Origin of the sequence: Arthrobacter sp. Y-9 (assembly GCF_029690065.1) — a bacterium.
Classification (GTDB): domain Bacteria; phylum Actinomycetota; class Actinomycetes; order Actinomycetales; family Micrococcaceae; genus Arthrobacter_E.
Window position 1 is genome coordinate 724,269 of record NZ_CP121463.1, and the last position, 22,868, is coordinate 747,136.

The window sequence follows — 22,868 nt, forward strand, 5'->3', positions numbered from 1 at the left end:
TCGCACGCCCGCCTGATGCGCAATGTTGAGCCGCCTTTCCTCCCGTGAACGGGCCCGCGATTTTCCGTTCCGCTTCTGCTCAGATGGTTCCCACACGGCGGGCCACCGGGTCCGCCAGAGCAATCGAGGAGAAGCCCCGTGGGCCAGCGCACCAGCAAGAGAACCGTGAGCAGGACTGTGATCGCAGCCGCGATCATGAGTGCCACCGCACTCGTGCTGAGCGCCTGCGGCGGGGCCGCCACGGCCCAGAGCGCGAAGGACCAGGTCAAGACCCTCCGCTACGAAGGCAGCGCCAACAGCGTGACGCTCCCGGAACTGGCTGCGGATCTCGGGTACCTGGGGGACCTGAAGCTCGACTGGGTGGGTAACACCATCAGCGGACCGGCCAGCATCCAGAACGCGGCCACAGGCAACACGGAGTTCGGCGGCGCGTTCGCCGGGGCCGTCGTGAAGCTCCAGGAGGCCGGCGCCCCGGTCAAGGCCGTGATCAACTACTACGGCTCCGACGCGAAGTCCTTCTACGGGTTCTACGTGAAGGCGGACAGCCCGATCAAGACCGCGAAGGACCTCATCGGGCGGAAGATCGCCGTCAACACGCTCGGGGCCCATGCCGATGCCGTGATCACCACGTATCTGCAGAAGAACGGCCTCAGCAAGGACGAGATCAAGCAGGTCCAGCTCGTGGTGGTCGCGCCGAACGACACCGAACAGGCGATCCGCCGCGGACAGGTCGACGCCGGCGCACTCAGCGGCGTCCTCCAGGACAACGCGGTGGCCACGGGCGGCCTGCGGTCCCTCTTCAGCGACTACGGACTGTTCGGCGCGTTCGCCGGAGGCCAGTACGTCTTCCGGAACGACTTCATCGCGAAGAACCCGGACACGGTCCGCACCTTCACCACCGGAGTGGCCAAGGCGATCCAGTGGGCCAGCACCACACCGCGCGCCACCGTCATCCAGCGGTTCACGGACATCATCACCAAGCGGCGCCGCAACGAGAGCACCGCGACCTTGAAGTACTTCAAGAGCATCGCCATCCCGGCGAACGGCGCGATCCAGGACGAGGACTTCCAGCGCTGGAACACCTGGCTCAAGGACACCGGGATCCTCAACAAGGATGTGCAGCCGTCCAAGTACTACACCAACGAGTTCAACGCGCTCGCAGGCACCGGGACGGAGGGCAAGAAATGAGCACCCCGAAGATCAGCCTCCGGAACGTCAGCAAGTCCTTCCGTCTCCGGCCCGGCAAGGGGTCGAAGTCCGGAGAAGGGGTCCGCCTCACCGCGCTCCAGGAGGTGAGCCTGGACGTGGCCGCGGGGGAGTTCCTGACCCTCGTGGGGCCGAGCGGCTCCGGCAAGACCACCTTGCTCGACATCCTCGCGGGCCTCGCCTCGCCCGACAGCGGGGAGGTCCTCCTGGACGGCCGTCCCGTCACGGGGCCCGGTCCGGACCGGGCCGTGGTGTTCCAGCAGTACGCCCTCTTCCCGTGGCGCACCGCCGCGGAGAACGTGGCGTTCGGTCTGGAGGACCGCCAGCTCGAGGGCAGGACGCTCAACCGGAAGGAACGCCGGGCCCGGGCCCTTGAATACCTGTCGCTCGTGGGGCTCGAAGGGTTCGAGGACCGGTACCCGCACGAGCTCTCGGGCGGCATGCGGCAGCGCGTCGCGATCGCCCGGAGCCTGGCCTATGAACCGGACGTCCTCCTGATGGACGAGCCGTTCGCGGCGCTGGACGCCCAGACCCGCGAACAGCTCCAGGACGAACTGGTCAGGCTCTGGCAGCGGACCGGCAAGACCATCATCTTCATCACTCATGGGATCGAAGAGGCGGTGTACCTGGGGCAGCGGGTCGCCGTGCTGAGTTCGCGTCCCGGGCGGGTCAAGACGATCGTGGACATCGACCTGGGGGACCGGGACGCCGAGGGCGATCTGCGGTCCAGCCCGGCCTTCGTCCGCCAGCGTCACCTGCTCTGGGAACTCCTGCACGACGAGGTCCGGCGGGCTCAGGCCTCCGGCCACGCGAAGATCCGCCCGGACGGCTCGGCGCCGGATGAGGTTCCGGCGGGGGCGGGCGCAGTCCCGGCCGGGGTCACCGCCGGGGCGGGCGCCGGACGTGAAAGGAGTGCGGCCTGATGAGCACGAGTACCGTGAACGACGAGATCATCACGAGGGTGGAGGCCGGGGCGGTTGCGGATGCGGCGGGCGCGACGGCGGCGGCCGGTCCCGGTGCCGGCGCGGCCGGCTCCGCGGCGTCCACACAGCCCGCCACCGCGGCGGCCGGCGGCACTCCCGGTGGGGTGACCACGGCTGACCGTCCCACGGCGGCCGGTCAGGGAGCGCGGGAGGGGGAGCCGGCGTCGTCCGCAGGGGCGACCGCGCGGCGGGTGGCAGGCGCGATCGGCAGGGTCTCCGGCCGGGTGCTGTGGTCCACCGGCGCGATCGCGCTGTTCCTGCTCCTGTGGGAGTTCGGCCCGGGGCTGTTCCTCGACGAGGCCACGCGGGTCTTCCTGCCCCCGCTCCACGAGGTGCTCGCCGCTCTGGGCAAGCTGATCGAGTCCGGGCAGTGGCAGGAGCACGTGCTGGCCAGCCTCGGCAGGTCGGTGAGCGGCTTCGCGATCGCGGTCGGCCTGGGTGTCCCTCTCGGGCTCCTCATCGCCTGGTACCGCGGGCTCGACCGCTTCCTCAACCCGCTGCTCGAGGTGTTCCGCAACACCGCGGCGCTCGCGCTGCTGCCGGTGTTCACCCTGCTGCTCGGCATCGGGGAGGTCTCCAAGATCAGTATCGTCGCGTACGCCGCGTTCTTCCCGGTCCTGCTCAACACCATCCTGGGCGCCCGGAGCGTGGATCCGCTCCTGATCCGGGCCGCGCGGACCCTGGGCCTCGGGAGCGGGCGGCTGTTCCTCAAGGTCATCCTGCCCTCCGCCGTCCCCACCATCTTCACCGGCGTGCGGATGGCGGGCACCGCGTCCGTGCTCGTCCTGATCGCCGCGGAAATGGTCGGGGCCAAGGCCGGCCTCGGCTACCTGATCACCAATGCCCAGTCGAGCTTCCTGATCCCCGACATGTACGCGGGCATCCTGACCGTCGCGGTGCTGGGCTTCACCGTGAACTACCTCCTGGTGGCTCTGGAACGCCACTTCTCCCGTTGGCGCCTGGCCGAGTCCAGCCGCTGAACACCCCACCTGTCTGAAGAGGAAGGAACACCATGCCACGCCAACTCATCCTGAACGCGTTCCTCATGAGCAATGGGCACCACGAGGCCTCCTGGCGCTTGCCGGAGAGCGACACCCGGGCCGCCACCGACGTGAAGCACTACCAGCGGCTCGCGCAGACCGCGGAGAAGGCGCACTTCGACGCCGTGTTCTTCGCGGACTCGCCGCTGCTGCACGGGGACGTCACCCAGCGCCCCTACGGCGTGATCGAGCCGACCGTTCTCCTGGCCGCCATCGCCGCAGTGACCGAGCGGATCGGTCTCGTGGCCACGGCCTCCACGAGTTATAACGAGCCGTACAACCTGGCCCGCCGTTTCGCCGGGCTGGAGCAGATCAGCGGCGGACGGTCCGGCTGGAACGTGGTCACCACGGCCGGCGACGCCGCGGCCCGCAACTTCTCCCTGGACAGCCAGCCTGCTCATGCCGACCGCTATGCCCGGGCCGAGGAGTTCCTGCAGGTGACGGAGAAGCTCTGGGACAGCTGGGAGGACGAGGTCCATGTGGGGGACAAGGACCGCGGCGTGTGGGGTGACCAGGCCCGGGTCCACCCGGTGCTGCACCGTGGCGAGTTCTTCCAGGTGGAGGGCGCCCTCGACGCGCCGCGCTCGCCGCAGGGCCGCCCGGTCATCATCCAGGCGGGCTCCTCGGAGAGCGGCCGCGACTTCGCCGCCCGCTGGGCCGAGGCGATCTTCACGGCGCACCAGACCGTCGAGAGCGCCCGGGAGTTCTACGCCGACCTCAAGCGCCGGGTGGCGCTCGCGGGGCGCGACGCCGACGCGGTGAAGATCCTGCCCGGGATCGTTCCCGTCATCGGCGCCACCGAGGAGGAGGCGCGGGCCCTCGACGAGGAACTGAACCGTCTCATCCTGCCCGAACACGCGCTGCGGCACCTCGCCGGGGTCATCGGCGTCGACCCGTCGACCCTGGCCCTGGACGAGCAGCTTCCGGACGATCTTCCGGAGGAGTCCCAGATCGAGGCCAACAAGAGCCGCCGCACCCTGATCGTGGAGCTGGGCCGCAGTGAGGGCCTGACGGTCCGCCAGATCATCGGCCGGCTGGGTGGGGGCCGGGGGCACCAGACCTTCGCGGGGACGGCCGAGCAGGTGGCCGACCGCATCGAGCACTGGTTCACCACCGGCGCCGCGGACGGCTTCAACATCATGCCGCCGGTCCTGCCGTCGGGCCTGGACGTCTTCACGCGCGACGTGGTCCCGATCCTTCAGGAGCGCGGGCTCTTCCGCACCGAGTACACGGGCGCCACGCTGCGGGAGCACTACGGTCTGCCGCGCCCGGCGAACCTCTTCGCCGCCCGCCGCGATCCGGCGGAGCACGACGACGCCGCCTCACCCGGAAGCCCCGGTGGCGCCGCCGTGGGGGAACAGTCCGTCCTGCTCGGGGGAGGTGCCGCTCGTGCCGCTCGTCAGTGATCCGGACAGCACCCAGCTGCGCCACGCGTTCGCCAAGGTGCCGAGTGGGGTGGCGGCGCTCGCCGCCCTCGTGGACGGCGCCCCGCAGGGACTCGTGGTCTCGACCTTTACGGTCGGAGTCTCCCTGGACCCGCCGCTCGTGATGTTCGCCGTCCAGAATTCCAGCCGCACCTGGCCCGTCCTGCGGAGCTCGGCCCGCCTGGGAGTCTCGGTGCTCTCTGCTCATCAGGAACACGCCGCACGGCAGATCGCGTCGAAGGACGGGGACCGCTTCGCCGGGCTTCCCGTGAGTGTCAGCAGCGAAGGTGCGCTGCTCCTGCCGGGGGCCGCGCTCTGGCTCGACTGCTCGGTGGAGCAGGAGGTCCCGGCCGGGGATCACGCCGTCGTGCTGCTGCGCGTGCATGGGCACGAAGTGCGCGAGGGGCACGTGGACCCGCTCGTGTTCCACTCCTCGACCTTCACGGGCCTTCGGCAGCCGGCGCTGGTCTAGCCTGAGTACGTTGGACGCGCCTGAATGCGCCGATCAGGGGAAGTGAGCCCTCCGCTCACTTCCCCTGATCATTTCCCGGTGATCGTGTTCAGCGCCAGGACGATGATGAAGCCGTTGAAGAAGAAGCTGAGCACCGAGTGCCACGTGACCAGCCAGCGTCCGCGGGAGTCCAGCACCTCACAGTCCGACGCCGCGAACGTGGTTCCCATGGTGAAGGCGAAATAGACGAAATCCACCATCCGGGGCGTCGTGGTCCCCGGCACCCGCAGGAGCGGCCCGGTCTTCCCGTAGTGCCGCTGGAAGTAGATCTGGGCGAACCCCCATTGCATGAGGGCCCAGGACAGCAGCATGCTCCACACGCCGACCACGTTCGAGAAGACCCTCATGTCCTCGTCCACGGAACTCGGGGTCAGGAGCACCTGCGCTGCCGCGGTGAGACCGATCAGGCTCGCCAGCGCGGTTGCGACGACGGTCAGGATCCGGACCGCGGGAGCGATCTCGGCCGCTGCCGGGACGGCCTGTGACGCCGGCGGGATGATGCGGGCCTCCCGGCTGAGGCGGACCAGGATGACCACCGAATAGACCGATCCCAGCAGACACCACAGGCCCAGGAGCTCCAGGATGCTCTGGTCCTTCTCCGCGACCACGACGGGGAAGAACCCCAGCACGCAGAGTCCCAGCTGGGCGATCAGATGCACGATGAACCCGGCGCTCACGGCCCTGTTCTGCGGACGTCGCTTCGTGGCGCTGCGTGATCTTCTGCTGCTCCGGCCCATAACGGCAATGCTAGAGGCCCACGCTGCGCTCTGTGGCACGACGCCGGGACGCCGCCGTCGAGCTTTCCAGATCGCCCGCTTGACCTTGACGCTGCGTCAACTTCTATGCTGGTGATCATGGAGGACGACGAGGACTGGAGCATCCAGGAAGTGGCCCGCATGGCCGGGACCACCAGCCGCACCCTGAGGCACTACGAGCAGGTGGGGCTGCTGAAGCCGAGCCGGGTGGGGCACAACGGGTATCGCCATTACGACCGCGACGCCCTGGTCACCTTGCAGAGGATCCTCCTGCTCCGCGGACTGGGACTCGGACTGCCGGCGATCGGTGAAGTGCTGTCCCGGCAGGCCGATCAGGCCGAGGCGCTCAGCCGGCACCTGGAACTGCTGCGGCAGGACCAGGAACGACTGGCCCGTCAGATCCAGGCGGTGGAGCACACGATCAGGCAAGTGAAAGGAGGTGGTCGGCTCATGGCGCAGGACATGTTCGATGGATTCGACCACACGCAGTACAAGGAAGAGGTCGAGCAGCGCTGGGGCGCCAAGGCCTACGCGGATTCGGATGCCTGGTGGCGCGGTCTCGGTGAGGACGGCAGGCGCGCCTGGCAGGAACGCCAGCAGCGGCTGGGCGCCGACTGGACGGCCGCGGCGGCCCGCTTCGTCGACCCGGCGGGCGACGAAGCGCAGGCTCTCGCCGCGCGGCACGACGCCTGGCTCTCAGGGATCCCCGGAACGCCCGGGCATCCGACCGGCGCTCCGAAGGAGTACCTGCTCGGCCTGGCCGAGATGTACGTGGCGGACCCGCGATTCGCGGCGAACTACGGCGGGCAGGGCGGAGCGGAATTCGTCCGCGATGCGCTCCGTGTCTACGTGGAGCGCCGGGGCGCCTGAGCGGCGGCTCCCGCCGCGGGCACGGCGCTATGACGAACGGGCGCCCTCCTGAAGCTCAGGAGGGCGCCCGTTCGGCGTTCGGGGCGCGGCGTGCCGGCCGCGGGGACAGCGGCGGGTTCAGGCTCGTCGCAGCGAGATGTTGTTGCAGGCCTCGCAGACGCTCTCCGGGATGACGCCGGCGTTCTGGAGCTTGCCGAAGATCCAGCAGCCCAGGCAGAACCCGGCGAAGGATTCGAGGGACGCCGCCACGATCAGCAGGCCCAGCAGGACCCACGCCACCGGGGCGAGACCGACGGTCCAGAAGATGGCCGCGGCGGTCGAGAGCACGGCGCCGATGGTCTGGGCGAACCTCTTCGGAGGGCCGGGCACCAGGCGCGGCGCACCGAGCCGCGGGGCGATGACGTGCACCGCGAGGCGTCCGGCGGGGGAGTATCGCGGGCCGCCGGCCACCCGGAGCCAGAAGCCCAGGGCGATGAGCCAGAGCAGCCAGCCCCAGCCGGCCGTCAGGCCGAGGACCAGGGTGATGACACTCAGCACCACGATGATGCCCGCGGTGGAACGGGCGGCGTACTCGTTCACCGGGTTCGGGAACGCGAACAGCCGCTTCAATCCGGAGCTGGTGGAAGTGGTCACCCTGCCAGACTACGGACGGCCCGCCCGCGCACGGAAGCATTGTTGCTCCATGCGACGAGCGGGCCGTCTCGGAGGGTGGGCCGCCCTTCAGCGAGGCCAGGGCCAGGCCGCCCGACCCAGGCCGCCCGACCGAGGCCGCTCCGAAGGAACGCTCCGAAGGGGATCTCAGAAGGAGAGCGGGACGTGCAGTTCCTTGATCCACTGCCGACGCCGGTAGTCCCGGGCCCGGAGCAGCACGGAGTCGTGGGAGACCTCCACCTGGAGACCGCTGGCCTCCAGGGGATCCAGCGCGCGTTCGCCGCCGTGGCCGTCGTCCTCCCAGAGGGTCTGGATGGCGCCCGTGTTGACGGTCATGAAGCCCTCCGGGTTCCCGGTGCCCGGCACCACACGGCGGACGGCCCAGTCGGAGAGGTTCAGGTCCCAGTGGGTGTGACCGCTGAAGAAGAACACGTTCTTGTACTGGCCCAGGATCTTGAGGAGCCGGTCGGCCTGCAGGTAATCGCTCTTGTAGAGCGCGTTCCGGGTGCCGGAGACGGTGTTGGGCAGCGGGTGGTGGCAGAACACCATCACGGGCTTGCGACGGCGGGCGTAGTAGGCCAGGCGCGACTCGAGCCAGGCGAACTGCTCCTCGCTCAGCCACACCTCGTCCCAGAGCTTGCTGTCGTGGTAGTGCATGTATTTCTCGGTGCCGAGCAGGAGCGCCGGGACACCGCCCAGGTCCACCTCGGTGTAGACCTTCTTGCGGCCCGTGAAGTCGTAGAAGTTGTTGTACAGCTTCTCCTCGGTGCACCCGTTCGGCCAGGTGTCCTGACGGAGCGTGGTGGGGTTCAGCCACTTCGGGACGTAGAACTCGTGGTTGCCGATCACCCAGTGGGCGTTGCGGGGGCGCGGGTTGGAATCCAGCACCTTCCGGACGTCGGCATATTCGAAGTCGTAGCCGCGCGGGGTGATGTCGCCGTTGATCACCAGGCCGGCGCTGCGGGTCCGGGGGTTGGTGGTCTCGATGTCCTGCAGGGCCATGGCGAAATCGTGCAGATCACCCTGGATGTCGCTGATGACGGAGAAGACGCTGCGGGCACGGCCCCAGCCGGACGTGGTGGGTGCGGACGTGCTGCCGGCCTGAGCTGCCGATGCGGTGCCCACGGCGGCGAGCCCGGCCAGGGAGGTGGCGATCGCCGTGCGGCGGGTGAGGGGTTTCATGGCGGAGTGGATCCTTCACTGGGGGAGTGGTCGCTTCCACGGTAGGAAGGCTGAGTGAAGGGCATTCGCTTCTTGATTGCACTTGTCTATACAGCTGGATGAACGCGGCGTGAACGGTTCTGCGAGCCGTGCCTCGGTTCAGGCGTGAGGGGCGCTCCCGGAGCCGAGCGCCGGGAGCGCGTCGAGAGAGTTGAAGGTGTAGAGCTGTACGCTGTCGATGTCCGGCGTCCTCCCGAGCCGGGCGATCATCTCCCCGGGCGCATACCTGCTGCTAGGCAGCAGATTCCGCGCCAGGGACGCCTTGCCGCTGAGGAAACGAAGGGACGACCCCACCCCGATCTTCGCGGCGAGCGTCAGGAGCCGGGCCGTGGGGACCGCCCCGGCCACACCCGCCCGGACGGGAAGGTCCACCCCTTCGCGGCGGAGACCGGCGACGTATTCGCCGATCCTCTCGGCCGAGAAGCACATCTGGGTCACGATCCGGCTCGCATGCTCCTGTTTGCGCCGCAGGGATTCGAGAAGCACGTGATCAGGAATCCCCGGGTGCCCTTCCGGATACCCGGCCACGCCGACGGTGAAGCGCCCGCCGTCCAGCTCCACGACATCCCGCAGCAGCGCCTCGCCGTCGGCATACGGCCCGTCGGGAGTGCCGGCGTCGCCGCCCACCACGAAGAGTTCGGCGATGCCCGCGCCCGCGCATTCCTCCAGGATCTCGCGCAGGCGCTCCCGGCTGCTCAGTCCCTTCGCCGCGAGGTGCGGCACCACCCGGTGACCGTCCTGTGCGAGCTCGGTGGCCACCGCGAGCGTGGCGTCCACGCCGTGCTTGGGCAGGCAGGTGATGCTGATCGTGCAGGACGACGACGGCGGCACGGCCTTCCGCACCGCGTCCACGATGCCGGGGGCCGGGATGACCTCGAGATGTATGGACAGCATGCCGGCTTCCGGGTTTTCCATGTCAGTCGATCCCGTCAGCCGTGGGTGGTGATGAGGGTGCGGGCTTCTTGGCGGGTGGTGCCGGAGTCTTGGATGCCGTCGGCGATGTGGGCGAGGTTTTCGGGGATGTCGCGGCCTTTTTTGCGCATGGCGGTGGCCCAGAGGCGTCCGGCGCGGTAGGAGGAGCGGACCAGGGGTCCGGACATGACGCCGAGGAAGCCGATGTCTTCGGCTTCGTCGGCGAGTTCGACGAATTCCTGGGGTTTGACCCAGCGGTCCACGGGCAGGTGCCGTTCGGAGGGTCGGAGGTATTGGGTGATGGTGATCAGGTCGCAGCCGGCTTCGTGCAGATCACGCAGGGCCTCGCTGATCTCTTTGCGGGTTTCGCCCATGCCGAGGATGAGGTTGGATTTGGTGACCATGCCGTGGGTGCGGCCTTGGGTGATGACATCCAGGGAGCGTTCGTAGCGGAAGGCGGGGCGGATGCGTTTGAAGATGCGGGGGACGGTTTCGACGTTGTGGGCGAACACTTCCGGGCGGGAGTCGCAGATCGCTTGGATGTGTTCGGGTTTGCCGGAGAAGTCGGGGATGAGCAGCTCGACGCCGGTGCCGGGGTTGAGTTCGTGGATTTTGCGCACGGTTTCGGCGTAGAGCCAGACGCCTTCGTCGTCGAGGTCATCGCGGGCGACGCCGGTGACGGTGGCGTAGCGCAGGTTCATGGACTGCACGGAGCGGGCGACTTTGGTGGGTTCGAGCCGGTCCAGGGGTGAGGGTTTGCCGGTGTCGATCTGGCAGAAGTCGCAGCGGCGGGTGCATTCGGAGCCGCCGATGAGGAAGGTCGCTTCTTTGTCTTCCCAGCATTCGAAGATGTTGGGGCAGCCGGCTTCTTCGCAGACGGTGTGCAGGCCTTCTTTTTTGACGAGGTTTTTCAGGCCGACGAACTCGGGTCCCATCTGGACTTTGGCTTTGATCCAGTCGGGTTTGCGTTCCACGGGGGTGGCGGCGTTGCGTTGTTCGATCCGCAGGAGTTTACGGCCTTCGGGGACAAGAGTCACAGCACGGGTCCTTCGTCGTCGGGTGAAGCGGTGCAGCAGTTTCTGCGGTGGAACGAGTGATGCGGTGGCGTTCGAAACACGTTCGGAACAGCGTAGCCGCCGGTGCTGCGCGGACCCCCGTCCACGCAGCACCGGAGACGATCAGCTGAGGCCGTTCACGCCCGGATACAGCGGGTGGGCCGCGGCAAGCGCCTGCACACGGTCCCGCAGGCCGGTGAGGTCGGCGTCGTCGTCGGCGATCAGTGCCTCCGCGATGATGTCCGCGACCTCACGGAAGGCGGCCTCGCCGAAGCCGCGGGTGGCCAGGGCCGGGGTGCCGATCCGCAGGCCCGAGGTGACCATCGGCGGACGCGGGTCGAACGGGACGGCGTTGCGGTTGACCGTGATGTCGATGGCAGCCAGGCGGTCCTCGGCCTGCTGGCCGTTCAGCTCGCAATCCCGCAGGTCCACGAGCACCAGGTGCACGTCGGTGCCGCCCGAGACCACGGAGATGCCCTTTCCGGCCACGTCGGGCCGTGTGAGACGCTCGGCCAGGATCCGGGCACCCACCAGGACGCGCTCCTGGCGCTCACGGAACTCCTCGGACGCCGCGATCTTGAAGGCCACGGCCTTGCCCGCGATCACGTGCTCCAGCGGGCCGCCCTGTTGGCCGGGGAACACGGCCGAGTTGATCTTCTTGGCGATGTCCGCGTCATTGGACAGGATGATGCCGCCACGCGGGCCTGCCAGCGTCTTGTGCGTCGTGGAGGTCGTGACGTGGGCGTACGGCACGGGCGAGGGGTGCAGACCGGCTGCGACCAGCCCGGCGAAGTGCGCCATGTCCACCATGAGGTAGGCGCCCACGGAGTCGGCGATCCGGCGGAACTCGGCGAAGTCCAGCTGCCGCGCGTAGGCGGACCAGCCGGCCACGATCAGGGCGGGCCGGTGCTCCTGCGCCAGGCGCTCGACCTCGGCCATGTCCACGGTGTGCGTGTCCTCGCGGACCCCGTACGGGACGACGTTGTAGAGCTTGCCGGAGAAGTTGATCCGCATGCCGTGCGTGAGGTGGCCGCCGTGGGCCAGGTTCAGGCCCATGATGGTGTCTCCGGGCTTGATGAGCGCGTGCATGACGGAGGCGTTGGCCTGGGCGCCGGAGTGCGGCTGGACGTTGGCGAACTCCGCGCCGAAGAGGTCCTTGATCCGGTCGATGGCGAGCTGCTCGATGACGTCCACGTGCTCGCAGCCGCCGTAGTAGCGCTTGCCCGGGTAGCCCTCGGCGTACTTGTTGGTCAGGACGGAGCCCTGGGCCTGCATGACGGCGAACGCGGTGTGATTCTCGGACGCGATCATCTCGAGGCCCTCGCGCTGGCGGTGCAGTTCGTCATCGATCTTCGCCGCGACCTCGGGATCCAGCTCCGCGAGGGACGCGTTCAGCGACGCCGGGACCACCTGCTCGTACTCGGTGACGGCGGCGCTCACAGTTCGCCTCCGTTGGCCGCGGCGTACTCCTCGGCGGACAGCAGCGGGCCCTCGGCGGTGACGGCCACGGTGAAGAGCCAGCCCTCGCCGTACGGGTCGCTGTTGATCAGGGCCGGATCGTCCGACGCCGCGGCGTTGACCGCGGTGATCTCGCCCGAGACCGGGGCGTACAGATCGGACACGGACTTGGTGGACTCCACCTCGCCGCAGGTCTCCCCGGCGGTGATGACGGCGCCGACCTCGGGCAGATCCACATAGACGATGTCTCCCAGGGCATCCGCCGCCACGGCGGAGATGCCGACGCGCACGGCGCCGTCCCCGTCCTGCGCGACCCATTCGTGCTCGGCCGAGTACCTCAGGCCGGCGTCCACTGTGCTCATCTTCATTTCCTCTTTCCGCTGTTGCTCCTGCGCTGGGCGTCACGGCCCGTTCCTTCCGAAGCCCCGGAGATCCGGCGCGGGGGAGGCGCGGGCCGTGCTGACTGTATCGTCGAGAGGAGGGGTCCTGATGCCGGAACCCGCTGCGGCGTGGACGCGGCGCGAGCACGCGCGGCATTCCACTGCAGGGGAGGGAGGACGGTCGGTCCGGCGGACATGAGGAACCCTTCGGCTCAGGCGCCCTGAGGGCGCCACGATGACAGGCGTTCCTCCCCGCTCTGTATGGGACCTGAGAGATTCCGCGGGCTGAAGGGGCCCGCTTGCACCGTCGGTGAGCCCGGCGGACCGGGCTGCTTTCCAGAGTCGCCTCGCCGCGGCGGTACGGGTGCCTGAGAGATTCCCGGGGAGGGTTTGCTCCTACGGCGCCTGCCCGGGGTGCCGGGAGGTCTCTCCCGCCGCGGATCAACAGCGTCGCATCACCTGCCGGTGATGCGGCTCACACGATATCCGCAATCACCGGTCATGCGCAAAACTCCGAGGATTCGACGCAGGTTTTCGACACCTTCGGGACCTATGATCAGCTCGACATCATCGTAGGGGGGGCTCCACCAGTCATGCCGGAATCATTCATCAGCCGCCGCGCGGCTCTGCTGGCCCTGGGAGCCGCCACGGCCCCGTTGCTTGGGGCCTGCGCCGACTCGCCGACCGTCGCTCCCACCGGGAAGACGAGTGGCAGTCAGGGCCCATCCGCGAGCGGAGGCGCGACGGCGTCGGCCACCCCGTCGCCGAGCCTGACGCCGAGTGCCACCCCCACGCCCCGCAAGACCTTCGTGGGTGACTTCAGGCTGCCGCCCGTCGAGAACGGCCTGGCGCCGGTGATCACCCGGGTGCCGACGAAGCAGCCGGTGGTCTTCCTGACGATCGACGACGGCGTGGTCAAGACCCAGGAGTCGCTCGACTTGCTGGACGAGTACGGCTACCCGGCCACGCTGTTCCTGACGAAGAGCGCGATCGCGGGCAACCCGGACTTCTTCAAGAAGTTCCAGGCGCGCGGCGACCGCATCCAGAACCACACCATCAGCCACAACACCTCCATGGTCCAGGCGGGCTACGAGTACCAGCTCGGCGAGGTCACCGGCATGCAGGACTACATCAAGCGCCACTACGGTACCACGCCCACGCTCTTCCGTCCGCCCGGAGGGGCGTACTCCAATGCCATGCGCACCGCCGTGGCCGCGGCGGGTCTGAAAGCCGTCATCGACTGGGAGTGCAAGGCGAACGCCGGACGGATGGACTACCAGGTCGGCAACGGCCTGCGCCCAGGTGACATCTGCCTCATGCACTTCCGGCCGGAATTCAAACGGGACCTCGCAGCGTTTCACCAGGCACAGAAGGCCTCCGGACTGACCGTGGTCCGTCTGGAGGAGTTCCTCGGAATCTGAGTTGTCTCGCCCCTGCCGAAGTGGGATAGCGTCAGAGGTACGGAACAATTCACCACACAGGAGGAAGCATGAAGGCATCACCCACGCTCGCGGCCAATCTCCAGGCCGTGCTGACCGACCTGATCGAATTGCACCTGCAGGGCAAGCAGGCCCACTGGAACATCGTGGGCCCGAACTTCCGCGATCTGCACCTCCAGCTGGACGTCCTGATCGACCTGGCCCGCAACCTCAGTGACGACGTCGCCGAGCGCATGCGCGCCCTGGAGGCCGTCCCGGACGGCCGCAGCGTCACCGTCGAGAAGAACACCAGCCTGGCGGCGTTCCCCGAGGGCCTGATCTCCACGCACGACGCCATCGACCGCATCGTCGCGGCCATCAACGCCACCGTGGGCACCACTCGCAAGGTCCACGACCAGGTGGACGAGGAGGACCCCACCTCGGCGGACCTCCTGCACACCGTGCTCGAGGGACTCGAGCAGCAGGCCTGGCTCATCGGCGCGGAGAACATGAAGCCCTGACGGCCGACTGACACGACGACGGCGCCGCACCCCGGGAGGGTGCGGCGCCGTCGTCGTCTGTGCAGTGCGTCCGGAAGGGGACCGCTCAGTCCACCAGGGCCGGGGTGTCCATCTTCAGGGTCTCCCCGCGGAAGAACTCGGGCCGCTTGCGGGACATCACGAACATCACCACGACGCCGAGCAGCAGGATCCCCACGCCCACGACGAACACGAGGCCGACGCCGAACACGGCCGTGCCGGAGCCGAACGCCGGGTCCCAGGAGTCGACCGCGGTCTGGATCATCACGACGAACAGCATGATGCCGCCCACCACCGGCGCCAGGCCGCGCAGGAGGAAGTTCCGAGGGCTCGCGAAGAGGGTCTTGCGGAAGTACCAGACGCAGGCGAACGCCGTGAGGCCGTAGTAGAAGCAGATCATCAGGCCGAGGGCCAGGATGGTGTCATTGAGGACGTTCTGGCTCACGATGTGCATCACCGCGTAGAAGCCCCACGAGATCACGCCGGCCGCGACGGTGGCATTGGCCGGGGTGAAGTGCACCGGGTCGACCTTGGCCATCGACTTGGGCAGGGCGCCGTAGTGGCCCATGGCGAGCAGGCCGCGGGCCGGGGACATGAAGGTCGACTGCAGGGACGCCGCCGAGCTGGAGAGCACGGCCAGGGACATCAGGATGGCGAGCGGGCCCATGATGGGCGAGGCCAGCGCCGTGAAGATGTTGCCCGAATTCTCGGGGTTCCGCAGGCCGAAGCCCTGTTCCCCGATGCCGGCGAACATGATGCAGGCGATGGCGACCAGCAGGTAGATGGCCAGCACGGAGAGAGCCGTGATGGTGCCCGCCTTGCCGGCGGTCTTCCGGCCGTCCTTGGCTTCCTCATTCAGGGTCAGACAGACGTCCCAGCCCCAGTACACGAAGATCGAAAGGGAGATGCCGGCGGTGATCGCACTGAAGCTGTCGACCTTGGTGATGTCGAACCAGTCCCAGGAGAAGGCCATGCCCTGGCCGGAGTTCTCCCAGTTCACGATCGCCATGACGGCGAAGAGGCCAAGCACCAGGAGCTGGAAGCCCACCAGGACGTACTGGACGTTCTTGGCGGTCTCCAGACCGCGGTAGCTGATCCACACGGCCGCCACCACGAAGACGAGGCACGTGGCCACGTTGACCCACTGGTTGCCTGCCAGATCGGCCAGCCCCGCCACGCCTGTGACCTGGGCCAGGAAGAGGTAGAAGAAGTCCACGGCCACGCCCGCCAGATTGGACAGCACGATGATGTTGGCGGCGAGCAGGCCCCAGCCGCCCATGAAGCCGATCCAGGGTCCGAAGGCCTTGGTGCTCCAGGTGAAGGTGGTGCCGGAATCCGGGGAGTCGGTGTTGAGCTCGCGGTACGCCAGGGCCACCAGGATCATCGGGATGAAGCCGATGACGAAGATGATGGGGAGCTGCGCGCCCACCTCCTGGACCGTGGGGCCGAGGGCGCCGGTCAGGGTGTACGCGGGGGCGATGGTCGAGAGGCCGATGACGACGATCGCCAGCAGGCCGAGCTGACCGGACTTGAGCCCTTTGCCGTCCACATCCTGGTGGGCGCTGCGGGGGTGATGTTGTTCCATGGGTGGCTTTCTGTGCATGGCCAGGCGGCAGCGTCGCCGCGACGGGCAGGCCGGAGGGCCTGCCCGTCGACCCGGAAGAACGGGTCTGGCCGGGCCGGGCGGGGCCCGGCGCGACGGGTCAGCGAGCGGCGCGCGGCTGCTGCTGGGTGATGCAGTGGATGCCGCCGCCGCGGGCGAAGAGCTCACGGGCGTCGACGGTGACGATCTCGCGGCCCGGGTAGGCGGCGGAGAGGGCTTCGACGGCGCGGGCGTCGTTGGCGTCGTTGAACGAGCAGGCGATGACGGCGCCGTTGAGGACCACGTGGTTGATGTAGCTGAAGTCGACGAAGCCCTCTTCATCGGTGAGCGTGGCGGGAGCGGGCACCGGGATGACGGTGAGCGTGCGGCCCGCCGCGTCGGTGCTGTCCTTGAGGAGCGCGATGATCTCCTGGGAGACCTCGTAGTCGGGGTGCTCCGGGTTCTCCTGGTGGTGGACCAGGACCGTGCCGGGGGAGGAGAGCGTGGCGACGATGTCCACGTGGCCGCGGGTGCCGAACTCCTCGGAGTCGCGGGTGAGGCCGCGGGGCAGCCAGATGGCCTTGGTGGCGCCGATGGTGCGGGCCAGCTCGGCCTCGATCTGCTCCTTGGTGGCGCCGGGGTTGCGACCCTGATCCAGCTGCACGGTCTCGGTGAGGAGCACGGTGCCTTCGCCGTCCACGTGGATGCCGCCGCCCTCGTTGACGATGGGGGACGAGATCAGCTCCGCGGGGGTCTGACCGGCCACGAAGGCGCCGATCTTGGAGTCCTTGTCCCAGGCGGCCCAGTCCTGGGCGCCCCAGCCGTTGAACACCCAGTCCACGGCGCCGAGGCGGCCCTCGGCGTCCAGGACGAAGCTCGGGCCGATGTCGCGCATCCAGGCGTCGTTGAGCTCGGCGGTGACGACCTCGACGCGCGGATCCAGGTACTGGGCGGCGATCTCGGTGTCCGCAGGATCGACGACCATGGTGACCGGCTCGAAGCGCACGGCCGCGTTGGCCACGGCGGCCCAGGTGGTGCGGGCGGCGTGGGCGTCCTCCGCCGTCTCGCCCAGGGTGTAGCCCTCGTGCGGGAAGGCCATCCAGAGACGTTCCTGCTCGGCGGTCTCAGAAGGCATGACCCAGCGCTGGGTGTTGTCGGCGGGAGTGGTTTCGTCAGCCACGTCAGACTCCAATGTGTGATGGCTAGCTTGTGAGGAGGGCCACAAAAATGAACAATGTTCATTTAGTATGGGTGGTGCGCTTCACATTTGGCAAGCCGTCGACGGCGGGCGGCACGCCCCGAGCGTCTGACCAGCGGATTCACTGGCAGACGCCCGAGGCGCTTCTCCCCAGGGGCCGGAGATGACTCCGGCCCAGGTCAGCCTCCCCAGACTGACCGGTCGTGCGCAGGAGCCGGTCAGTGACCGGGGCGCTCCTGCTGGCTTTCCTTGGTGGCGCGCGGGACCTTGCGCAGGCCGATCGCCGCGGCGACGGTCACGCTGACCATCAGCAGGGCGCCGATGGCGGCCGTGATGGTGACGCCCGAGTCGAAGGCGTGCTGCGCCGTCGTCGTGAGCTGATGACCCAGCTCGCCGCCCACTCGGTGCGCGACGTCGATCGCTCCGGCGAGCGTCTCCTTCGCCGCATGGCCGTCCGCCTCGCTCAGCCCGGCCGGCAGCCGCAGATGCTGCTGATAGCTCGCGGTCAGGATCGACCCGAGGATCGCGGTGCCCAGCAGGGCCCCGAACTCGTAGCCGGTCTCCGAGATCGCGGAGGCCGCGCCGGCCTTCTCCGGCGGCACCGACCCCATGATGAGGTCGTTCGAGATGGTCTCGGCCGCGCCGATGCCGATCGACAGCAGGTACACGGCCAGGAGGAAGACCGGCATGCCGACGCTGTTGCCGAACAGCGCCACCAGGACGTAAGCGGTGGTGCTGAGGGCTAGGCCTGCCGTGACCACGGTGCCAGGGCGCAGGGCGCGCACCAGCGGGACCGAGGACAGGCCTGCGACGATCGTCGCCACGGAGGCCGGCAGCAGGGTGATGCCGGCCTGGAACGGGCTCATGCCTTCCACCAGCTGCAAGTGCTGGGAGAAGAAGAAGATGAAGCCGGTCATGGAGACGAAGGACAGGATGTTCGCCGCGATCGACGTGCTGAACACCGGGTTGGTGAACAGCGTGACATCCAGCATGGGGGCCGGGATCCGGCGCTGACGGCGGACGAACAGCACGCCCATGCCCAGGCCGAAGAACGCCAGGGCCAGCGGGAGCGGCTCGAAGCCGTGCACCGTGAGCTCCTTGATGGCCACCGCGACAGGACCCATCGAGAGGATCGACAGGAAGACGCTGGGGACGTCGATGGGGTGCGGCGAGTTGTCCTTGGACTCTGGGATCATCCGGGTGCCCAGCACCAGGAGTGGCGCCAGCAGGAAGGCGGGCATCATGAGGACCGCGCCCCACCAGAAATGGTCCACGAGCCAGCCGCCCACGATCGGGCCGAGTGCTGCGCCGCCGGAGAAGAAGGCCGCCCAGATGGCGATGGCCAGCCGGCGCTGGTTGTTGTCCGTGAAGATGTTCCGGATCAGGGACAGGGTGCTCGGCATGAGGGTCGCGCCGAAGAGGCCGAGGGCCGCACGTCCGGCGATCAGGGCGCCGGCGGTGGGCGAGAAGGCCGCCGCGATGGAGGCCAGGCCGAAGCCGGCGCTGCCGATCATGAGGAGCTTCCGGCGTCCGATGCGGTCACCCAGATTGCCCATGGCCACGAGAAGCGCGGCCAGGACGAGCGGGTAGGCGTCGATGATCCAGAGGAGTTCCACGCCGCTCGCCTGCAGGGAGCTGGCGATGGCGGGGAGTGCGAAAGTGAGGGCGGTGTTGTCCACTGCCACGAGCAGCACGGGCACCATGAGCAGTGCCAGGGCCGCCCACTTCTGCCATGGCGCCGTCCCGTTGCTCGTGTTCTGAGTCAAGGTCTTGGTCGTCATGATCATAACTGTACCGTCTGGACTGTATAGTTTCAATCCGGGCGTCATCCTCCCGCGCCGTCACCGAACCATGCAGAATGGAAGCCATGTCACGAAAGCCCGTAGCCAGGAACGCCGTCCTCGACGCCTTCGAATCGATGCTGATCGAAGTGGGGGAGCGGGGCGCCACCCTGGATGCGGTGGCTGCGCGCGCGGGGGTCTCCAAGGGCGGTCTGCTCTACCACTACCCGAACAAGGAAGCGCTGGTCGCAGCCCTCCTGGACCGCTTCGACGCCCTGGCCCAGGAGGAGATCGAGGCCATGAAGACGGCTCCGGAAGGCGCGGGCGTGTACTTCATCAAGGAGGCCATCTGGGACGGTGGACCTCTGGACCGCTCCTTCGTCGCCGCGACCCGCCTCGCGGAAGTGGCCCATGCCGAGACCCAGCGCCGCTTCGCGAGGATCCAGAAGCAGTGGCTCGAGGTCCTCACGGAGGAACTCGGCGAGGACCTGGCCCGCGCCGTCCGGTACATGTCCGACGGGCTGTACTTCAACGCGGTCCTGGAGAACGGCGGCGGTCAGGAGATGGACCGTGCCAAGACCGACGCCGAGGTGCAGAGCCTCCTGCGGGTGCTCGAGCTGGTCCGTGGCAAGATCTGAGCCCACCGGCTCCGCCCCGTTTGCCCTCCCAGGCCGCAGGGGAGACAATTGAAGTTGTGACTGCTATCACCGCGGTCATGCACAAGTGAATAAGCCATCGATCCGCGGCGGGAGAGTCCTGCGAACGGGTATTACGCAGGCGCCGTAGGAGCAAAACCTCCCCAGGAATCTCTCAGGCCCCCGTACCGCCGCGCCGAGGCAACTCTGGAAAGCAGCCGGACATCCGGCTCACCGACGGTGCAGGTGCCCGCCCTCAGTGGTGGGTATGAAAACTCTCAGGTCCCACACAGAGCGGGGAGGAGCCCAACCCGTTCCGGCGTACCATTCGCCGGCCAAGCACTGGAGTTCCTTCGTGACGAATCCCTCCGCCGTCCTTGATCTGGCGAAGTCCGGCAGCTTCGTGGACCGCCACATCGGCTCACGCCGTCAGACCGAGATCGACACCATGCTGCAGGCCGTGGGCTACAGCTCGGTCGACGCCCTGGTCAACACCGCGGTCCCGGATGACATCAAGCAGCCCACCCCGCTCACGCTGCGCCCGGCACTTTCCGAGGTCGAGGTCCTCGCCGAGCTGCGCCGCCTGGCCTCGCTCAACAAGACCGCCGTCCAGCTCATCGGCCAGGGCTACTACGACACCGTCACGCCCGCCGTGATCCGCCGGAACATCCTCGAGGCGCCGGCCTGGTACACCGCGTACACCCCGTACCAGCCCGAGATCTCCCAGGGCCGTCTCGAAGCGCTCCTGAACTTCCAGACCATGGTCCAGGACCTCGTCGGCCTGCCCATCGCGAACGCCTCCCTGCTGGACGAAGGCACCGCCGTCGTCGAGGCCGTCCTGCTCATGCGCCGCGCGAACAAGGCGAAGGAAGCCGCCGACGGCAAGACCGTGCTCGACGCCGACCTCCTCCCGCAGACCATCGCCCTCGTGAAGGGCCGCGCCGAGGCCCTCGGCTTCGAGGTCGAGGTCGCGGACCTGTCCGCCGGCCTTCCGGAAGGCGCCATCAACGGCATCGTGCTGCAGCAGCCCGGCGTCTCCGGCAAGGTCTTCGACCACGCGCCGGTCATCGCCGCCGCCAAGGAACGCGGCGCCATGGTCACCGTCGCCGCCGACCTGCTCTCCCTCACCCTCATCACCCCTCCGGGCGAGCAGGGCGCGGACATCGCCGTCGGCAGCGCCCAGCGCTTCGGCGTCCCGCTGTTCTTCGGCGGCCCGCACGCCGCGTACATGGCCGTCCGCAAGGGCCTCGAGCGCTCCCTGCCGGGCCGTCTGGTCGGCGTCTCCAAGGACGACGCCGGCACCCCGGCCTACCGTCTGGCCCTTCAGACCCGCGAGCAGCACATCCGCCGCGAGAAGGCCACCTCCAACATCTGCACCGCGCAGGCGCTGCTGGCGATCGTCGCCTCGATGTACGGCGTCTTCCACGGCCCCGACGGCCTGAAGGCCATCGCCTCCCAGGTCCGCGCGCACGCCGCACGCTTCGACGCCGCCCTGCGCGCCGCCGGTGTGCAGACCGCGAACACCGAATTCTTCGACACCGTGACGGTCATCGTCCCGGGCCGCGCCGCCGCGATCCTCGCCGCCGCCGAGGAAGCCGGCTACAACCTCCGCGCGATCGACGCGGACACCCTGGGCGTCTCCTTCGACGAGACCACGACGCCGGAGACGGTCGCCGCCGTCGCGTCCTTCTTCGGCGCGGACGCCTCCGCCGTGGAGACCTCCGGCGCGGAGTACCCGCTGGCCCTGCGCCGCAACACCGAGTTCATGACGCACCCGGTGTTCAACACGCACCGTTCCGAGACCCAGATGCTGCGCTACATCCGCCGCCTCTCGGACCGCGACCTGGCACTGGACCGCACCATGATCCCGCTGGGCTCCTGCACCATGAAGCTCAACGCGACCGCCGAGATGGAAGCCATCTCCTGGCCGGAGTTCGCCTCCATCCACCCGTTCGCCCCGGACTCCCAGACCGCCGGCTGGCGTGAGCTGATCGACGGCCTCGAAGCCGATCTCGCCGAGATCACCGGCTACGACCAGGTCTCCATCCAGCCGAACGCCGGTTCGCAGGGCGAGCTGGCCGGCCTCCTGGCCATCCGCGGCTACCACCACTCCCGCGGCGATGTGCAGCGCGACATCTGCCTCATCCCGGCGTCGGCTCACGGCACCAACGCGGCCTCGGCCGTCCTGGCCGGCATGAAGGTCGTCGTCGTGGCCACCGCGCCCGACGGCACGATCGACCACGAGGACCTCAAGGCCAAGATCGAGGCGCACCGCGACGCGATCGCCGCCATCATGATCACCTACCCGTCCACCCACGGTGTCTACGACGCCGATGTGCGCTACATCTGCGACGCCGTGCACGAGGCGGGTGGCCAGGTCTACATCGACGGCGCGAACCTGAACGCGCTCGTCGGCCTCGCCCAGCCCGGCAAGTTCGGCGGCGACGTCTCCCACCTGAACCTCCACAAGACGTTCTGCATCCCGCACGGCGGTGGCGGCCCCGGCGTCGGACCGGTCGCGGCCCGCGCCCACCTGGCGCCGTTCATGCCCGGCAACGCAGCCGACCCGGCCAACGGCGCCGGCGGCGCCCCGATCTCCGCGAGCCGCTTCGGCTCGGCCGGCGTCCTGCCCATCTCCTGGGCCTACATCCGCCTCATGGGCGGCGACGGCCTCACCGAGGCCACCAAGTCCGCCCTGCTGGCCGCCAACTACGTGGCCAAGCGCCTCGACGAGCACTTCCCGGTCCTCTACACCGGCGAAGGCGGCCTCGTGGCCCACGAGTGCATCCTGGACCTCCGTCAGCTGACCGCCGACACCGGCGTCACCGCGGAGGACGTGGCCAAGCGCCTCATCGACTTCGGTTTCCACGCGCCGACCCTGGCGTTCCCGGTGGCCGGCACCCTGATGGTGGAGCCCACCGAGTCCGAGGACCTGGGTGAGCTGGACCGCTTCATCGATGCCATGATCGTCATCCGCGGCGAGATCGAGCAGGTCCGCAACGGTGACTTCAGCGTCGAGGACAGCCCGCTGCGCCACGCCCCGCACACGGCGTCCGCCGTCGTGACGTCGGAGTGGGATCGTTCCTACAGCCGCGAGCAGGCCGCCTTCCCGGCCCGCCCGGACCACTCCGGTCACGCTCACGGCCAGGACAAGTACTTCCCGCCGGTGGGACGCATCGATGGCGCCTCGGGCGACCGCAACCTGGTCTGCTCCTGCCCGCCCATCGAAGCGTTCGAGAACTGAATCCG

Annotated in this window: 20 protein-coding genes and 2 riboswitches; of the genes, 10 read left to right on the forward strand and 10 right to left on the reverse strand. The window is 68.7% G+C overall.

Going from position 1 to position 22,868, the window contains the following annotated elements; genetic code table 11:
* Nucleotides 1-165: 165 nt before the first annotated feature.
* Genes P9849_RS03230 through P9849_RS03250 form a run of 5 tightly spaced genes read left to right on the forward strand, consistent with a single transcriptional unit; the run spans nucleotide 166 to nucleotide 5,125 of the window.
* A complete protein-coding gene (locus P9849_RS03230; protein ID WP_278268275.1) occupies nucleotides 166-1,188 on the forward strand; it encodes an ABC transporter substrate-binding protein in 1,023 nt (340 codons plus the stop codon).
* On the forward strand, nucleotides 1,185-2,129 hold the full coding sequence (locus tag P9849_RS03235; RefSeq protein WP_278268276.1) for an ABC transporter ATP-binding protein: 945 nt from the start codon (nucleotides 1,185-1,187) through the stop codon (nucleotides 2,127-2,129). Before P9849_RS03230 ends, P9849_RS03235 begins: the two co-directional genes overlap by 4 nt.
* Entirely contained in the window at nucleotides 2,129-3,169 is a 1,041-nt protein-coding gene (locus P9849_RS03240; RefSeq protein WP_278268277.1) for an ABC transporter permease, read from the forward strand. Before P9849_RS03235 ends, P9849_RS03240 begins: the two co-directional genes overlap by 1 nt.
* A 32-nt stretch (nucleotides 3,170-3,201) precedes the next feature.
* On the forward strand, nucleotides 3,202-4,635 hold the full coding sequence (locus tag P9849_RS03245; RefSeq protein WP_278268278.1) for an LLM class flavin-dependent oxidoreductase: 1,434 nt from the start codon (nucleotides 3,202-3,204) through the stop codon (nucleotides 4,633-4,635).
* On the forward strand, nucleotides 4,619-5,125 hold the full coding sequence (locus tag P9849_RS03250; RefSeq protein ID WP_278268279.1) for a flavin reductase family protein: 507 nt from the start codon (nucleotides 4,619-4,621) through the stop codon (nucleotides 5,123-5,125). The genes P9849_RS03245 and P9849_RS03250 overlap by 17 nt, the downstream gene beginning before the upstream one ends.
* Nucleotides 5,126-5,193: 68 nt before the next feature.
* On the opposite strand, the gene P9849_RS03255 is transcribed toward P9849_RS03250, so the two are convergent.
* Entirely contained in the window at nucleotides 5,194-5,841 is a 648-nt protein-coding gene (locus P9849_RS03255) for a DUF1345 domain-containing protein (RefSeq protein ID WP_278268280.1), read from the reverse strand.
* Nucleotides 5,842-6,018: 177 nt separating this feature from the next.
* Here P9849_RS03255 and P9849_RS03260 point away from each other — a divergent pair, with 177 nt between their 5' ends.
* Complete coding sequence (locus tag P9849_RS03260; RefSeq protein WP_278268281.1) at nucleotides 6,019-6,789, forward strand: MerR family transcriptional regulator; 771 nt, start codon at nucleotides 6,019-6,021, stop codon at nucleotides 6,787-6,789.
* A 117-nt stretch (nucleotides 6,790-6,906) separates the two neighbouring features.
* On the opposite strand, the gene P9849_RS03265 is transcribed toward P9849_RS03260, so the two are convergent.
* From P9849_RS03265 to gcvH, 6 genes are all read right to left on the reverse strand, one after another.
* Nucleotides 6,907-7,422, reverse strand: coding sequence for a DUF4395 domain-containing protein (locus P9849_RS03265; protein WP_278268282.1), 516 nt, complete (start codon nucleotides 7,420-7,422; stop codon nucleotides 6,907-6,909).
* 165 nt (nucleotides 7,423-7,587) lie between these two features.
* Nucleotides 7,588-8,622, reverse strand: a complete 1,035-nt coding sequence (locus tag P9849_RS03270) for a DUF4073 domain-containing protein (RefSeq protein ID WP_278268283.1) — start codon at nucleotides 8,620-8,622, stop codon at nucleotides 7,588-7,590.
* 138 nt (nucleotides 8,623-8,760) lie between these two features.
* Nucleotides 8,761-9,576 (reverse strand): methylenetetrahydrofolate reductase, encoded by an 816-nt coding sequence (locus P9849_RS03275; RefSeq protein WP_278268284.1) that lies wholly within the window; start codon nucleotides 9,574-9,576, stop codon nucleotides 8,761-8,763.
* Nucleotides 9,577-9,590: 14 nt separating this feature from the next.
* Nucleotides 9,591-10,610: a lipoyl synthase gene (gene lipA, locus P9849_RS03280; RefSeq protein ID WP_278268285.1), complete on the reverse strand. Its 1,020-nt coding sequence runs from the start codon at nucleotides 10,608-10,610 to the stop codon at nucleotides 9,591-9,593.
* 141 nt (nucleotides 10,611-10,751) lie between these two features.
* The gene (gene glyA, locus P9849_RS03285; RefSeq protein WP_278268286.1) at nucleotides 10,752-12,068 is read right to left on the reverse strand and encodes a serine hydroxymethyltransferase; all 1,317 of its coding nucleotides are present in this window, start codon (nucleotides 12,066-12,068) and stop codon (nucleotides 10,752-10,754) included.
* Nucleotides 12,065-12,448: a glycine cleavage system protein GcvH gene (gene gcvH / locus P9849_RS03290; protein WP_278268287.1), complete on the reverse strand. Its 384-nt coding sequence runs from the start codon at nucleotides 12,446-12,448 to the stop codon at nucleotides 12,065-12,067. The genes glyA and gcvH overlap by 4 nt, the downstream gene beginning before the upstream one ends.
* Nucleotides 12,449-12,812: 364 nt before the next feature.
* Nucleotides 12,813-12,910: riboswitch (glycine riboswitch) on the reverse strand.
* 149 nt (nucleotides 12,911-13,059) lie between these two features.
* On the opposite strand from gcvH, the gene P9849_RS03295 reads away from it, so the two are divergent.
* Complete coding sequence (locus P9849_RS03295; RefSeq protein ID WP_278268288.1) at nucleotides 13,060-13,887, forward strand: polysaccharide deacetylase family protein; 828 nt, start codon at nucleotides 13,060-13,062, stop codon at nucleotides 13,885-13,887.
* A gap of 68 nt (nucleotides 13,888-13,955) precedes the next feature.
* Nucleotides 13,956-14,405, forward strand: coding sequence for a DNA starvation/stationary phase protection protein (locus P9849_RS03300; RefSeq protein WP_278268289.1), 450 nt, complete (start codon nucleotides 13,956-13,958; stop codon nucleotides 14,403-14,405).
* Between the two features lie 85 nt (nucleotides 14,406-14,490).
* On the opposite strand, the gene P9849_RS03305 is transcribed toward P9849_RS03300, so the two are convergent.
* The 3 genes from P9849_RS03305 to P9849_RS03315 all read right to left on the reverse strand — a co-directional run bounded on the left by P9849_RS03305 (nucleotide 14,491) and on the right by P9849_RS03315 (nucleotide 18,984).
* A complete protein-coding gene (locus tag P9849_RS03305) occupies nucleotides 14,491-16,008 on the reverse strand; it encodes an APC family permease (RefSeq protein WP_278268290.1) in 1,518 nt (505 codons plus the stop codon).
* A gap of 118 nt (nucleotides 16,009-16,126) precedes the next feature.
* Nucleotides 16,127-17,140 carry an agmatine deiminase family protein gene (locus P9849_RS03310; RefSeq protein ID WP_278269077.1) on the reverse strand — a complete coding sequence of 338 codons (1,014 nt, stop codon included), beginning with the start codon at nucleotides 17,138-17,140 and terminating at the stop codon, nucleotides 16,127-16,129.
* A 281-nt stretch (nucleotides 17,141-17,421) separates the two neighbouring features.
* Nucleotides 17,422-18,984 (reverse strand): MFS transporter, encoded by a 1,563-nt coding sequence (locus P9849_RS03315; protein WP_278268291.1) that lies wholly within the window; start codon nucleotides 18,982-18,984, stop codon nucleotides 17,422-17,424.
* Between the two features lie 86 nt (nucleotides 18,985-19,070).
* On the opposite strand from P9849_RS03315, the gene P9849_RS03320 reads away from it, so the two are divergent.
* Both P9849_RS03320 and gcvP read left to right on the forward strand, forming a co-directional pair.
* Complete coding sequence (locus tag P9849_RS03320) at nucleotides 19,071-19,622, forward strand: TetR/AcrR family transcriptional regulator (protein ID WP_066214228.1); 552 nt, start codon at nucleotides 19,071-19,073, stop codon at nucleotides 19,620-19,622.
* A 98-nt stretch (nucleotides 19,623-19,720) separates the two neighbouring features.
* Nucleotides 19,721-19,820: riboswitch (glycine riboswitch) on the forward strand.
* Nucleotides 19,821-19,974: 154 nt separating this feature from the next.
* A complete protein-coding gene (gcvP, locus tag P9849_RS03325) occupies nucleotides 19,975-22,863 on the forward strand; it encodes an aminomethyl-transferring glycine dehydrogenase (protein ID WP_278268292.1) in 2,889 nt (962 codons plus the stop codon).
* The last annotated feature ends 5 nt before the right edge of the window (nucleotides 22,864-22,868 follow it).

What these genes read in the sequence shown, in the direction of transcription:
- P9849_RS03235 (WP_278268276.1), top strand. Translation starts at nt 1,185, where the DNA reads ATGAGCACCCCGAAGATCAGCCTCCGGAACGTCAGCAAGTCCTTCCGT.
- P9849_RS03240 (WP_278268277.1), top strand. Translation starts at nt 2,129, where the DNA reads ATGAGCACGAGTACCGTGAACGACGAGATCATCACGAGGGTGGAGGCC.
- P9849_RS03245 (WP_278268278.1), top strand. Translation starts at nt 3,202, where the DNA reads ATGCCACGCCAACTCATCCTGAACGCGTTCCTCATGAGCAATGGGCAC.
- P9849_RS03260 (WP_278268281.1), top strand. Translation starts at nt 6,019, where the DNA reads ATGGAGGACGACGAGGACTGGAGCATCCAGGAAGTGGCCCGCATGGCC.
- P9849_RS03270 (WP_278268283.1), bottom strand. Translation starts at nt 8,622, where the DNA reads ATGAAACCCCTCACCCGCCGCACGGCGATCGCCACCTCCCTGGCCGGG.
- P9849_RS03275 (WP_278268284.1), bottom strand. Translation starts at nt 9,576, where the DNA reads ATGGAAAACCCGGAAGCCGGCATGCTGTCCATACATCTCGAGGTCATC.
- gcvH (WP_278268287.1), bottom strand. Translation starts at nt 12,448, where the DNA reads ATGAGCACAGTGGACGCCGGCCTGAGGTACTCGGCCGAGCACGAATGG.
- P9849_RS03295 (WP_278268288.1), top strand. Translation starts at nt 13,060, where the DNA reads ATGCCGGAATCATTCATCAGCCGCCGCGCGGCTCTGCTGGCCCTGGGA.
- P9849_RS03300 (WP_278268289.1), top strand. Translation starts at nt 13,956, where the DNA reads ATGAAGGCATCACCCACGCTCGCGGCCAATCTCCAGGCCGTGCTGACC.
- P9849_RS03305 (WP_278268290.1), bottom strand. Translation starts at nt 16,008, where the DNA reads ATGGAACAACATCACCCCCGCAGCGCCCACCAGGATGTGGACGGCAAA.
- P9849_RS03310 (WP_278269077.1), bottom strand. Translation starts at nt 17,140, where the DNA reads ATGCCTTCTGAGACCGCCGAGCAGGAACGTCTCTGGATGGCCTTCCCG.
- P9849_RS03315 (WP_278268291.1), bottom strand. Translation starts at nt 18,984, where the DNA reads ATGACGACCAAGACCTTGACTCAGAACACGAGCAACGGGACGGCGCCA.
- P9849_RS03320 (WP_066214228.1), top strand. Translation starts at nt 19,071, where the DNA reads ATGTCACGAAAGCCCGTAGCCAGGAACGCCGTCCTCGACGCCTTCGAA.